The following is a 13,656-nucleotide window of genomic DNA, read 5'->3' as shown; positions in this document are numbered from 1 at the left end:
TCTGAAACCTTTTCAGACGGCATACTTGCGCGTGCCCTTTATGAAACCCATTCTTCCCGCCCCTGCCCAAAAAGCCGTTTGGCCCGGCCTTTCGCGCGGCAGCCTGCCGCTTTTTCTCACCGAAAATCTGCCGGCCGGCACGCTTAAAGTGGTGTTCACCCAAGATGTAGAGCAAGCTTTGCGCCTGCAAACGGCATGGCAGTTTTTCCGCCCGCAAGAGCATGCCGTGTTTCTGCCCGACTGGGAAACGCTGCCTTACGAGCGCTTTTCGCCGCATCAGGATTTGGTGTCGGAGCGGCTCTCGGCCTTGTGGCAATTGAAAAGCGGCCAGGCCGATGTGTTGTTTGTTCCCGTGTCTACCGCCATGCAGAAGCTCGCGCCCCTGCCTTTTATGGCGGCGCGCACGTTTTGGCTCAAAGCGGGGCAAACGCTCAATATCGAGGCTTTGCGCGAAAGCCTGGTGGAAGCGGGCTACAGCAGCGTCACCAATGTGGTGGCCACGGGCGAATTTGCGGTGCGCGGCGGCATTTTGGATATTTTCCCGATGGGCAGCGAAGCGCCTTATCGGCTCGATATGTTTGACGATGAAATCGACAGCATCAAAACCTTCGACCCCGACAGCCAGCGCACGCTCGCGCCGGTGAGCGAAATCCGCCTGCTGCCTGCGCACGAATTTCCCACCGATGCAGATGCGCAAAAAATCTTCCGCGCGCGCTTTCGCGAAGAAATCGAAGCCAACCCCGCCGATGCCGCCGTGTATAAAGCGGTGAGCAAAGGGCATTTCGGCGCGGGGGTGGAATATTATCTGCCGCTTTTCTTTGAAGAAGAATGCGCCACGCTGTTTGACTATATCGGCAAAAACGCGGTAGCCGTGTGCATCGGCGATGTGCACGCCGAAGCCGCGCGCTTTTGGGGCGATGTGAAAACCCGCTTTGCCATGGCGCAAGGCGATGAAACCTACCCGCCTTTACCGCCACAGCATCTGTATCTAAACGACAGCGAATTCTCAGGCCGTCTGAAACCTTATCCGCAAGTGTTGCCCGAATTCAGCAGCCCGACGCACACCTTGCCCGATGTGGCGGTAAACCGCCAGGCGGAAATGCCTTTGCAGGCGCTGCAAGATTTTCAGACGGCCTTTAACGGCAGAATATTATTGTGCGCCGAAAGCCTGGGCCGGCGCGAAACCATGCTCGGTTTTATGCAGCAGCACGGCTTGAAGCCGCAAACCGTGGCCGGCTGGCAGGCATTTTTAAGCAGCGATGCGCCGCTTTGCCTCACCGTTACCCCGCTGGCCTACGGCTTTCAATTGGCAGATGCCACGCTTCCCGCCTCCGCTTGCGGGAAAGGCTTAGGGAACGGGCTTGCGGCAGCCGATATGCCAATCAGCAATATCGCCGTGATTACCGAATCTGATCTTTATCAATATGTTGCCCGCAGCCGCAACAAAGCGCGGCGCAAACACAATGCCGTTTCAGACGGCCTGTTGCGCGATTTGGCCGAAATCAATATCGGCGACCCGGTGGTGCACGAAGAGCACGGCATCGGCCGCTATATGGGCTTGGTGAACATGGATTTAGGCGAAGGCGGCAACGAAATGATGTTGCTCGAATATGCCGATGAAGCGCAATTATATGTGCCCGTGTCGCAGCTGCATCTGATTAGCCGCTATGCCGGCCACGCCGCCGACAATGTGCACCTGCACAAACTCGGCAGCGGCGCATGGGGCAAAGCCAAGCGCCGCGCCGCCGAAAAAGCGCGCGACACCGCCGCCGAATTGTTGAATTTATATGCCCAACGCGCCGCCCAACAAGGTCATAAATTCGATTTAAACGAGCAGGATTATCAGGCTTTTTCAGACGGCTTCGGCTATGAAGAAACTGAAGACCAAGCCGCCGCCATCGGCGCGGTGCTCAAAGACCTCACCCAAGGCAAGCCGATGGACCGGCTCGTGTGCGGCGATGTGGGCTTCGGCAAAACCGAAGTGGCCTTGCGCGCGGCCTTTGTGGCGGTGATGGGCGGCAAACAAGTGTGCGTGCTCGCGCCCACCACCTTGCTGGTGGAGCAGCATGCGCAAAACTTCGCCGACCGCTTCGCCGACTTTCCGGTGAAAGTGGCGCAGCTTTCCCGTTTCAACACCGGCAAAGCCACCCAGCAAACGCTCAAAGGCATGGCCGATGGCACGGTGGATATCGTAATCGGCACGCATAAATTGGTGCAGCCCGACATCACTTTTAAAAACCTCGGCCTCGTGATTATCGATGAAGAACATCGCTTCGGCGTGCGCCAAAAAGAGCAGCTCAAGCGCCTGCGCGCCAATGTGGATATTCTCACTCTCACCGCCACGCCGATTCCGCGCACGCTGAGTATGGCGCTCGAAGGCCTGCGCGATTTCTCGCTTATCACCACCGCACCCAGCCGCCGCCTGGCCGTGAAAACCTTTGTGAAGCCTTTCAGCGAAGCCAGCATCCGCGAAGCCATGCTGCGCGAGCTCAAGCGCGGCGGCCAAGTGTTTTTCCTGCACAACGAAGTAGACACCATCGAAAACATGCACGAGCGCTTGGCCGAATTGCTGCCCGAAGCCCGCATCGGCGTGGCGCATGGCCAATTGCGCGAACGCGAGCTCGAGCAAGTGATGCGCGACTTTTTGCAACAGCGTTTTAATGTGCTGCTGTGTTCCACCATTATCGAAACCGGCATCGACATTCCCAATGCCAACACCATCATCATCAACCGCGCCGATAAATTCGGCCTAGCGCAGCTGCACCAATTGCGCGGACGCGTCGGCCGCAGCCACCATCAGGCTTATGCCTATCTGCTCACGCCCGAATACATCACCAAAGATGCCGAAAAACGCCTCGATGCCATTGCCGCCGCCGATGATTTGGGCGCCGGCTTCACGCTGGCCATGCAAGACCTCGAAATCCGCGGCGCCGGCGAAATTCTCGGCGAAGGCCAAAGCGGCGAAATGATGCAGGTCGGCTTCAGCCTCTACACCGAAATGCTCAAACAAGCCGTGCGCGAGCTCAAAAAAGGCCGCGTGCCCGACCTCGATGCGCCGCTGGGCGTGACCACCGACATCAAACTGCACAGCCCCGCCCTTTTGCCCGACGGCTATTGCCCCGACATCCACGAGCGCTTGGTGCTCTACAAGCGCCTGGCCACTTGCGAAACCGAGCAGCAAATCAACGCCGTGCACGAAGAGCTGGTCGACCGCTTCGGCCTGCCCGAGCAGCCGGTGAAAACCCTGCTCGAAAGCCACCGCCTGCGCCTGGCCGCCAAAGAGCTGGGCATCGCCGCCATCGACGCTACCGCCGAAGCCGCCACCTTCACCTTCGGCAAAGGCCACAGCATCGACCCCGCCGAAATTATTCTGCTGATGCAAACCAACAAAAACTACCGCCTCGCCGGGCCGGATAAATTGCGGGTAAACGCGGTGATGGAAGATGTGGAAACACGCATTCAAACGGTGAAGGCGGTGTTGAAGAAATTGCAGGGGAAGTGAGTGTGCTTGAATGATAAAGGCCGTCTGAAAATATGTTCGGACGGCCAAGAAAGTTGAAGCAGGCCGTAGGTACGATTAGCCGCGCTTTTACGGCGTAATCGTACGCATGAAAATCCACACAGCATAAAATACAAAAGCACCTAAAAGCTTTCAAACGGCCACGGATTCAGATTTTAAGTGGTGGCTCGAATACTTGCCCCCGACATTTGCCGTAGGAATCATACCGACGATTACGCTTTGTTTTAACAAAACTAATCGTAACTACGCAGCCGCAAACAAGCATCGGATTTTCAAATCCGGCCTGCGCACTATCATTGTGTCAACAATCGGCATACACTATTCCCATCCGCTTATCCACGCCGAAAGGAAACCCGCCATGTTTGCCAAACACACCGCCCGCTTTGCCACGCTTGCCGCTGCTGCCCTACTCGCAGCCTGCCAACCCGATGCCCAAAGCCAACAAAACGCCGCCAGCGACACTCATCATGCAGCCACGGTTTACAACGTGGGGATGAATGCCAATTTCGCACCATTTGAATTCACCGACAGCGCCGGCAATGTGCACGGCTTTGATGTGGATTTGATGAACGCCATTGCCAAGGCGGGTGATTTGAATATCCGCTATAAAAACCAGCCGTGGGACGGCCTGTTTGCTTCGCTGAAAAGCAAAGACAACGATATTCTGATTTCTGGCATCACCATCACCGATGAGCGCCGCCAAACCATGGCATTCAGCCGGCCTTATTTTGAGGTGAAACAAGTGGTGTTGGTTTCAGACGGCCAAAATATCCAATCGGTTAACGATTTGACTAAATTAGACAAAATCGCGGTGAGCACAGGCACCACGGGCGATTATGCGGCGCAAAAGCTTTTTGGTGCCACCAGCCCGAAAGTAGCGCGTTTTGAAAACCTGCCGCTCACCATCAAAGCGCTGGAAACCGGCGGCGCGCAGGCGATGATCAGCGACAGCGCGGTGGTGGGCAATTATGTGAAAAACAACAGCAAGCAAAATTTCACCGTCATCGATGTGCCCGATTTCCCGGTGGAAGAATACGGCATCGCCCTGCGCCCGGAAGACACAGAATTGCTGGCAAAAATCGATGATGCCTTGCAGAAAGTGCGCGACAGCGGCGAATATGAGGCTATTTCCAAAAAATATTTTGCACATTAAAGTTGAAAGCTGTTTTGCTTAAAGCCGCTTTGTTTACAAACCAAAGGCCGTCTGAAAAAATATTCAGACGGCCTTTGGTTTGCCATGCTTGCAAAACGTGTTTTTCAAACCGGCATCAGCCAAATTCCTGTTGCGTCACGCAATGAATGCCGCCGCCGCCGATGGCAATCCAATCGATATTCATGGCAACGATTTCCCGATCGGGATACCAAAGCTGCAATTTTTCTTTGGCGGCGGCATCGGTGTGTGCATCGCCGAATTCCGGCACAATCACGCCGCCGTTGCAGGCATAGTAATTGATGTAGCTGGCGGCAAAATCGGGAAATTCATCGGTATCCACGCGCACGGATTGCGGGTTGTCGAGAATATTCGCTTCATTTAATTCGAAATGCTCGGCCAATGCCGCAGCCGTTTGGCGGGTGATGATGTGGTCGGGCTTGGTGCTATTGTGTTCCCGATTGATCAACACGGTTTGCCCGTTGATATATTTGGCATAAAAGTCGATGTGTGAATCGGTGATGTCGGCATCTTTCATGCCGGGCAGCCAAATAATGTGCTCGATGCCCAAAAATCGCGCCAAGGCTTTTTCGCATTCGGCTTTGCTCATGCCCGGATTGCGGTTGTCGTTGAGAATGCAGCTTTCGTTTAAAATCGCGTTGCCGCGCCCGTCCACTTCCAGCGCACCGCCTTCCAAGCAGATGTCGGCGCGAACCAGCGGCACGCCGGCGGCCTCAGCCATAATGGCGGGCGCATGCGCATCTTGCCGGTGCGCCTGCTTGTTGCCCCAGCCGTTGAAATTGAAGTTCACGGCGGTTTTCTCGCCGCTGTGGCTGTTTTTCACAAAAACCGCGCCACTGTCGCGCAGCCAGATATCGTCGAGCGCCGCTTCGATGTATTCCACATCGCTGCCCATCAGGTTTTTGGCCTGCACCATTTCTTCCGGCCGCACCAATATTTTCACCGGCTCGAAGCGGGCGATGTTTAACGCCAAGCGGCTGATATTGGCTTGAATGGCGGCGGTGATGCGCAGGTCTTGCCACACGGCATGGTTGGCGCAAAATGAGAGCCAAGTGGCATGATGGCGCTCGTGCTCGCTAGGGTAGCAATATTGCATATATTATCCGTAAAAAGTGTCCGAAGTGGCGGCGCCGATTCTAGGGGCGGCTTATTGATACGTCAAGCGCGGCAGGCCGGGTGAATATGCCTTTCGCATCAAAATTACATGCAATTACTTTTATTCACACAAAAGGCCGTCTGAAAGCTCTAAAGCGTTCAGACGGCCTTTTTTATCAGGCTTACAGTTCGATTACAAAGCTGCCAATGCCGAATTGTAGTCCGGCTCTTGCGCGATTTCGGGCACCAATTCGCTATAAAGCACTTGATTGTGTTCATCGAGCACCACCACCGAGCGGGCGGTGAGGCCGGCGAGCGGGCCGCTTTGCAGCGCCACGCCGTAATCTTGGGCAAAGCCGCTGCGGAAAGTGGAGAGCATCACCACATTGTCGATGCCTTCCGCGCCGCAAAAGCGTGCTTGGGCAAACGGCAGATCGGCGGAAATGCACAGCACGGCGGTGTTGTCGAGCGCGGCGGCTTTTTCGTTGAATGTGCGCACCGATTTCGCGCACACGCCGGTGTCTACGCTGGGGAAAATATTCAGGATTTTGCGTTTGCCGGCAAAATCGGCCAAGGTTTTTTCCGACAAATCGCCGGCGGTGAGCTTGAAATCGGGCGCGCTTTGGCCGGCTTCTAAAAAGCGGCCGCCCACTTCAACCGGGTTGCCTTGCAGGGTAACTTGTGACATTTTATTTCCTCTCTTTACGGGTTAGGCTGCTTTGCACGGCGGCAAGGCGGCGGGGTAAACGGAAGCTTGGGTTTGCGCCAAGGCAAACAGGGTTTCGAGCTGCTGCTGCGCCTGATTTTGCGCATGCGCTAAAATATCGGCTTTGCAGGCGCTTTCCAACACCTGCTTTTTGGCCGCCTGCTGCACGGTTTCAAACACACTTTTATCGATGGGATGCAGGCCGAGCGAGCCGGTTTTGAGGTCGTACACTTCGATATTGTCGAGATTCACACTCAGAATTTCCACCGGCGGCAGGCTGATGATCACTTTATTGTTGACCACGTTCACATTTTCGGCGCTCAATTTATTCAAATCGATGCCGGCCACCACCTGCCCTTTTGCCATAAAAAGGCCGCTTTGCGCATCTTGCCACAGCGCATACCAATTGCCGGGCTTTTCGGTTTTGATGATGGTGTCGATATAAAAAGCGGTGCTCTCCAGCCGGTTTAGATTTTGAATCTGCGTGAGCACGCCCTCGCGGGTGAGCGCTTGCTGCGGCCGGGCATGATCGGGTTGCTTAACATACCACACACCTGCACCTGCCGCGAGCAGCACGATGATTAAAACGAGTAAACGGAATAAGGTTTTCATGTGCGGGCTGTTTGTTCAAAAAAGATTAAATCAATTTGCAGTTGGCGTTTATTTTGAATATTTCAAGCGCCAAATAAAATAAAGGCCGTCTGAAAACTTTTCAGACGGCCTTGAATCAGTCATCAGCTGGCAACCATCAAATATCCAGATAATCCAAAATGCCCTCGGCGGCATCGCGGCCTTCGGCAATGGCGGTAACCACCAAATCGGAGCCGCGGGTGATGTCGCCGCCGGCGAAGATTTTCGGGTTGGCGGTTTGCTGCTTATATTGCCCGCGCGCTTCGATGCGGCCGCGGTTATCGGTGGTTACGCCCACGCTTTCCAGCCACGGCATGGCGTGCGGGGCGAAGCCGAAGGCCACAATCACGGCATCGCAGGCAATCACTTCTTCGCTGCCGGGAATGATTTCGGCGCGACGGCGGCCTTGTTCATCAGGCTCGCCCATTTGGGTTTTCACGATGCGCAAACCCGCCACTTTGCCTTCGCTATCGGTTTGCACCGCTACCGGCTCGGCTTCGATGGCCACGGGCTGAGCGTTGAATTGGAATGCCACGCCCTCTTCTTGCGCATTGGTGAATTCTTTGCGGCTGCCGGGCATATTGGCGGCATCGCGGCGGTAAACGCAAGTCACTTCGGCGGCATTTTGACGCACGGAAGTGCGCACGCAATCCATGGCGGTATCGCCGCCGCCGAGCACCACCACGCGCTTGCCGGCCATGCTCACGAAATCGGGGCTGTCGAAACCGAGCAGGTTTTGAGTGTTGCCGATCAAAAACGGCAGCGCCGAATACACGCCTTGGGCGTTTTCATTGGCAATGTCGGCTTTCATGCCCTGATAAGTGCCCACGCCGAGAAACACGGCATCGTATTCGGCGGCCAAATCATCGAGCTTCACATCGCGGCCGATTTCCACGCCCAGTTTGAACTGAATGCCCATTTCGCCGAACACTTCGCGCCGGCGCACCATCACTTCTTTTTCCAGCTTAAAGGCGGGAATGCCGAAAGTGAGCAGGCCGCCGATTTCGGGCTGGCGCTCATACACGGTTACATCCACGCCGTTGCGGGTGAGCACATCGGCGCAGCCCAGGCCGGCCGGCCCCGCGCCGATGACGGCCACTTTTTTGCCGGCTTTGGGCACATGGTGCAGATTGGGACGCCAGCCCATTTCAAAGGCGGTTTCGGTGATGTATTTTTCCACATTGCCGATGGTTACGGCGCCGAATTCGGCATTGAGCGTGCAATCGCCTTCACACAAACGATCTTGCGGGCACACGCGGCCGCACACTTCGGGCAGGCTGTTGGTGGAATGTGCCAGCTCCGCCGCTTCGATAATGCGGCCTTCGTTGGCCAGGCGCAGCCAGTTGGGGATGTTGTTGTGCAGCGGGCATTTGTTTTGGCAATAAGGGTTGCCGCAGCCTAAGCAGCGATCGGCTTGTGCTTGCGCCTGCGTGTCGGTGAAGGCCTGATAAATTTCCACAAACGTGGTTTTGCGACTGGTTAAGGGAATTTTCGGCGGATCTACGCGCGGCAGGTCGATAAATTGGTATACATTTTCATGTTGGCTCATGGCAGGTCCTTACAAACTGATTTTTCCTTTCAGACGGCCTTTATTGAAAAGGCCGTCTGAAACATTTTGTTGTGGCTTCTTCAGGCCGTCTGAAACATTCAGACGGCCTCAGGCTTATTGGGTAACAGCGCGCAATTCGGTTACGGTGCGGCGCTTGTGGCCGAGCAGCGCGTTCACATCGTTGGCTTTGGGCTTCACCAGCACAAAGCGGTCGACATAGTCTTCCCAATGCGACAGGATGCGCTCGCCGATGGGGCTGTGGGTGAGCTCCACATGGCGGGAAATCAGGCCGCGCAAATGCTCTTGGTGCATGGGCAGATCGGCGATGCTCAAGCCTTCCACCATTTCGGGGTTGATGCGCCCTTTGAAGCGGCCGTCGGTGTCGAGCACATAAGCGAAGCCGCCGGTCATGCCTGCGCCGAAGTTGATGCCGGTTTTGCCCAACACCGTCACCACGCCGCCGGTCATGTATTCGCAGCCGTTGTCGCCGATGCCCTCCACCACGGTGGTGGCGCCCGAATTGCGCACGCCGAAGCGCTCGCCTGCGCGCCCCGAGGCAAACAATTCGCCGCCGGTGGCGCCATAAAGGCAGGTGTTGCCCGCAATGGTGGCTTCTTCGGCTTTGAAGGCCGCGCCGTTATGCGGCTTAATCACAATGCGCCCGCCGCTCATGCCTTTGCCCACATAATCGTTGGCATCGCCCGTGAGGTTGAGGTTGACGCCGCCGGCCAGCCACACGCCCAAGCTCTGCCCGGCAGTGCCGTTGAGGTCGATGTTGAACGTTTGGCCGGCATTGCCGCGGCTACCGTATTCTTGAGCAATCATGCCCGACAAGGTGGCGCCCACCGAGCGGTCGAGATTGCTGATGTCGAAGCTCAAATCGGCATTGCCGCCGCTCTCGAATGCCTGCTGCGCCTGCTCGACAATGGCTTTATTGAGCAAGCCTTTGTCAAACGGGGCGTTGTTTTGGGTGCAGAAGCGCGCGCTGCCTTCGGGCACTTTGGGCGCATACAAAAGGCGGCTCAAATCCAGCCCGCGCTGTTTGGCGGTTTTGCCTTCGATGATTTCCAGCAAATCGGTGCGGCCGATCAGATCGGTGAGCTTTTCCACGCCCAAACCGGCCATCAATTCGCGCACGTCTTGAGCGATAAATTTAAAGTAATTCATCGCTTTTTCGGGCAGGCCGTGGTAATGCTTGCTGCGCAAAGTGTCGTCTTGGGTGGCGATGCCGGTGGCGCAGTTGTTCAGATGGCAGATGCGCAAATAACGGCAGCCGAGCGACACCATGGGCCCTGTGCCGAAGCCGAAGCTCTCGGCGCCGAGAATGGCCGCTTTGATGATGTCGAGCCCGGTTTTGAGGCCGCCATCCACTTGCAGGCGGATTTTGTGGCGCAGATTGTTTTCCACCAAGGCTTGTTGCGCTTCGGCCAAGCCCAATTCCCACGGGCTGCCCGCATATTTCACGCTGGTGAGCGGGGATGCGCCCGTGCCTCCGTCGTAGCCGGAAATGGTAATCAGGTCGGCATAAGCTTTGGCCACGCCGGTGGCAATGGTGCCCACGCCGGGCAGCGACACCAGTTTTACTGAAATCAAGGCTTTGGGGTTGACTTGCTTCAAGTCGAAAATCAATTGCGCCAAATCTTCGATGGAATAAATATCGTGGTGCGGCGGCGGTGAAATCAACGTGGAACCGGGCACGGCATAGCGCAGCTGTGCGATATAAGGTGTAACCTTGTCGCCCGGCAATTGGCCGCCTTCGCCGGGCTTCGCACCTTGCGCCACTTTAATCTGAATCACATCGGCGCTCATCAGATAAGCGGCGGTCACGCCGAAGCGGCCGGAAGCCACTTGCTTGATGCGCGACACTTTTTCGGTGCCGTAGCGTTTCGGGTCTTCACCGCCTTCGCCCGAGTTGGAATAGCCGCCCAAGCGGTTCATCGCCACAGCCAAGGCTTCGTGCGCTTCGGGGCTGAGCGCGCCGATCGACATGGCGGCGCTGTCGAAGCGTTTGTAGAGGTTTTCCGCCGGCTCTACTTGGTCAACAGAAATCGGTGTGCGCTCTGCGGTTTTCACGCACAGCATATCGCGGATGGTGGCCACGGGGCGCTTGTTGACCGCATCGGCGTAAAGGCGGTATTGGCTGTAGTCGCCGCTGTTTACCGCAGCTTGCAGGGTGTTGACCACTTCGGGGTTGTAGGCATGGTATTCGCCCTGCGGCTTGAATTTGAGCAAGCCGCCGGCATCCACCTCTTTGCTGCGCTGCCAGGCGCGTTTGCGCATGGCGCACAATTGGTCGTGTAAATCGGCAAACGATGCACCTTCCACACGGCTGGTGATGCCGGGGAAACACAAGCCCACAATCTCGCTATTGAGCCCCACCACTTCAAACAGGCGCGCGCAGCGGTAAGACGACACGCAGGAAATGCCCATTTTCGACATGATTTTGTAAAGGCCTTTGTTCACGCTGTTGCGGAAATTGGCCATCACCACGCGCATCGGCTTGGTAATCGCGCCCACATTCACCATGTGCGCCAGGCTCTCATAAGCCAAATAAGGATACACCGCCGTGGCGCCCAAGCCGATTAACACGGCAAAATGGTGCGGGTTGCGGGCAGAAGCGGTTTCCACGATCATATTGGCATCGCAGCGCAGATTGGTGTCGACCAAGCGTTTTTGCACCGCGCCCACAAATAAGGGCGCCGGAATCGGCTGCATTTCTTTGCTGATGGCTTTATCCGACAACACCAACAACACCGCACCATTGCGCACGGCGGCTTCCACTTCGTTACACAAGCGCTCGATGGCGTCTTTCAGGCCGGTTTCGGCGGGGTTATACACAGCGTTGAACACCACATGTTTGTAATGCTCTTGCGGCAGGCGCAGCAATTGCTGCATATCGGAATAAAGCAGCACCGGCGATTTGAAGTTCACACGGTGGCTCATGCCCTCGGCTTCGAAAAACACGCTCATTTCGCGGCCGATGCTGGTGGCCAGGCTCATCACATGCGCTTCACGCAAAGGGTCGATGGGCGGATTGGTGACTTGCGCGAAATATTGGCGGAAATAATCGTAAATCAGGCGCGGGCGCTCGCTGAGCACGGCAAAAGGCGCATCATCGCCCATCGAGCCCACCGGCTCCTGGCCGTTTTCACCCATCACGCGAACCACGCTTTCAATCTCTTCGCGGTCATACAGAAACTGCTTTTGATACACGGCCAGCGCTTCGGCATCCATCGCCGCCTCGCCCACTTCGTCTTCAGGCAGCTGCTCAAACGGAATCAGCCGCTGCACGTTTTTATCCAACCAAACGCGGTAAGGGTGGCGGGTGCGCAGCTCTTGGTCGATTTCATCTGAATGCAGCAGCTTGCCTTTTTTGGTGTCGATCACCAGCAATTGGCCGGGGCCGACGCGGCCTTTTTCCACCACTTCGTCAGGCGCGTAATCCCAAATGCCCACTTCCGAAGCAATGGTGATTAAGCGGTCTTGCGTGATCACATAGCGCGCCGGACGCAAGCCGTTGCGGTCGAGGTTGCAGGCAGCATAGCGGCCGTCTGAAAGCACGATGCCGGCGGGGCCGTCCCACGGCTCCATGTGCATAGAGTTGAAATCGTAAAAAGCGCGCAAATCATCGCTCATGTCCGGGTTTTGCTGCCAGGCCGGCGGCACCAACAGGCGCATGGCGCGGAATAAATCCATGCCGCCGTTTACAAACAATTCGAGCATATTGTCGAGCGAGCTCGAATCGGAGCCGGTTTCGTTCACAAACGGTGCGGCCGTGGCCAAATCGGGAATCAGCGGCGTGCGGTATTTATAGGCGCGCGCGCGCGCCCAGGCACGGTTGCCGGAAATGGTGTTGATTTCGCCATTGTGCGCCAGATAGCGAAAAGGCTGCGCCAGCTTCCAACGCGGCATGGTGTTGGTGGAAAAGCGCTGGTGAAACAGGCAGATGGCAGACTGCATGCGCAAATCGGCCAAATCAAGGTAAAACTTGGGCAAGTCTTTCGGCATGCACAAGCCTTTATAGATAATGGTGCGGTTGGACAAGCTGCAAATATAAAAATCATCGTGCTCGATGCGTTTTTCAATGCGGCGGCGCGCCACAAACAAGCGTCGCTCGATATCCTGAATGCGCCAACCGCTGGGCGCATTGATAAACACCTGCTTGATTTTCGGCATATCGGCCGCCGCAATCGAGCCGAGCACCGGCACGCTCACCGGCACATCGCGCCAAGCGGCAATGCCCAAGGTTTCGTTAATCAGCTCTTCATTGATAATGTCGATATATTCTTGCGCCAAAGCTTCGTCTTGCGGCAGGAAAATCTGGCCGACGGCAAAGTTTTGCGCCAAGGTGAAGCCCGCTTCGGCCGCCACCGCCTGAAAAAAGGTTTTCGGCATTTGCAGCAGCAGGCCGCAGCCGTCGCCCGTTTTGCCGTCAGACAAAATAGCGCCGCGGTGTTGCATACGCGACAAACCGAGAATGGCGGTGCGCACCACTTTATGGCTCGGCTCGCCGTCGATATTGGCGATAAGGCCGAAACCGCAATTTTCTTTTTCCAGCGTGCGATCATACAGCTTAGACATGATAAAACCTTTCCTGCAAAAACGATTTTGGTAGAGGCGCTTCCGGCGGCGCTTGTAGTAAAAATACTCGCTTATCTTCGCGCGCCCGGGGCAATCTTATATTAAGCTTTAGGTCTGACTAAAATACGGAAATTGTTGGCAATCGTCAAAGATTTTTTTTAATTTTACACAACAGGAAACAAGTGTTAACCACTATTAAATAGCGCTATATTTCTTATATTTAACCGCTATTGGATTTTGATTTCCAAAATTGGCAAGAATATAGAATATCTTTTCAAATTAACAGTAATTAACAACATGCTGAAATTTCTCAAAAACCACACGTTTTCCAGATTCCCCCGCCCGGCAGGCCGAGGCACCCGAAACCGCATGCCCCAAACACCGAAATCGGCTCGGTTCAAAAT

The 13,656-nt window shown here is 55.9% G+C and carries 7 protein-coding genes; 2 read left to right on the top strand and 5 right to left on the bottom strand.

Annotated elements, in window-relative coordinates; translation table 11 throughout:
- Nucleotides 1–40: 40 nt before the first annotated feature.
- Nucleotides 41–3,502, top strand: a complete 3,462-nt coding sequence (mfd, locus tag LVJ78_RS05685; RefSeq protein ID WP_132952320.1) for a transcription-repair coupling factor — start codon at nt 41–43, stop codon at nt 3,500–3,502.
- A gap of 376 nt (nt 3,503–3,878) precedes the next feature.
- A complete protein-coding gene (locus LVJ78_RS05680) occupies nt 3,879–4,673 on the top strand; it encodes a basic amino acid ABC transporter substrate-binding protein (RefSeq protein WP_132952322.1) in 795 nt (264 codons plus the stop codon).
- 115 nt (nt 4,674–4,788) lie between these two features.
- Here LVJ78_RS05680 and LVJ78_RS05675 read toward each other — a convergent pair whose 3' ends face one another.
- The 5 genes from LVJ78_RS05675 to gltB all read right to left on the bottom strand — a co-directional run bounded on the left by LVJ78_RS05675 (nt 4,789) and on the right by gltB (nt 13,252).
- Nucleotides 4,789–5,787, bottom strand: coding sequence for an agmatine deiminase family protein (locus tag LVJ78_RS05675; protein WP_132952324.1), 999 nt, complete (start codon nt 5,785–5,787; stop codon nt 4,789–4,791).
- A 192-nt stretch (nt 5,788–5,979) separates the two neighbouring features.
- Nucleotides 5,980–6,474: a thiol peroxidase gene (tpx, locus tag LVJ78_RS05670; RefSeq protein WP_132952326.1), complete on the bottom strand. Its 495-nt coding sequence runs from the start codon at nt 6,472–6,474 to the stop codon at nt 5,980–5,982.
- A 21-nt stretch (nt 6,475–6,495) separates the two neighbouring features.
- The gene (locus LVJ78_RS05665; protein ID WP_132952328.1) at nt 6,496–7,104 is read right to left on the bottom strand and encodes a DUF4230 domain-containing protein; all 609 of its coding nucleotides are present in this window, start codon (nt 7,102–7,104) and stop codon (nt 6,496–6,498) included.
- A 136-nt stretch (nt 7,105–7,240) separates the two neighbouring features.
- Nucleotides 7,241–8,671, bottom strand: a complete 1,431-nt coding sequence (locus LVJ78_RS05660) for an FAD-dependent oxidoreductase (protein WP_132952330.1) — start codon at nt 8,669–8,671, stop codon at nt 7,241–7,243.
- Between the two features lie 114 nt (nt 8,672–8,785).
- A complete protein-coding gene (gene gltB / locus LVJ78_RS05655) occupies nt 8,786–13,252 on the bottom strand; it encodes a glutamate synthase large subunit (RefSeq protein ID WP_132952332.1) in 4,467 nt (1,488 codons plus the stop codon).
- Nucleotides 13,253–13,656: the final 404 nt, after the last annotated feature.

Source organism: Uruburuella suis, from assembly GCF_022870845.1.
Classification (GTDB): Bacteria; Pseudomonadota; Gammaproteobacteria; order Burkholderiales; family Neisseriaceae; genus Neisseria; species Neisseria suis.
Note: the sequence above shows the minus strand (reverse complement) of the source record. Positions and strands in the feature narration are given on the sequence as shown.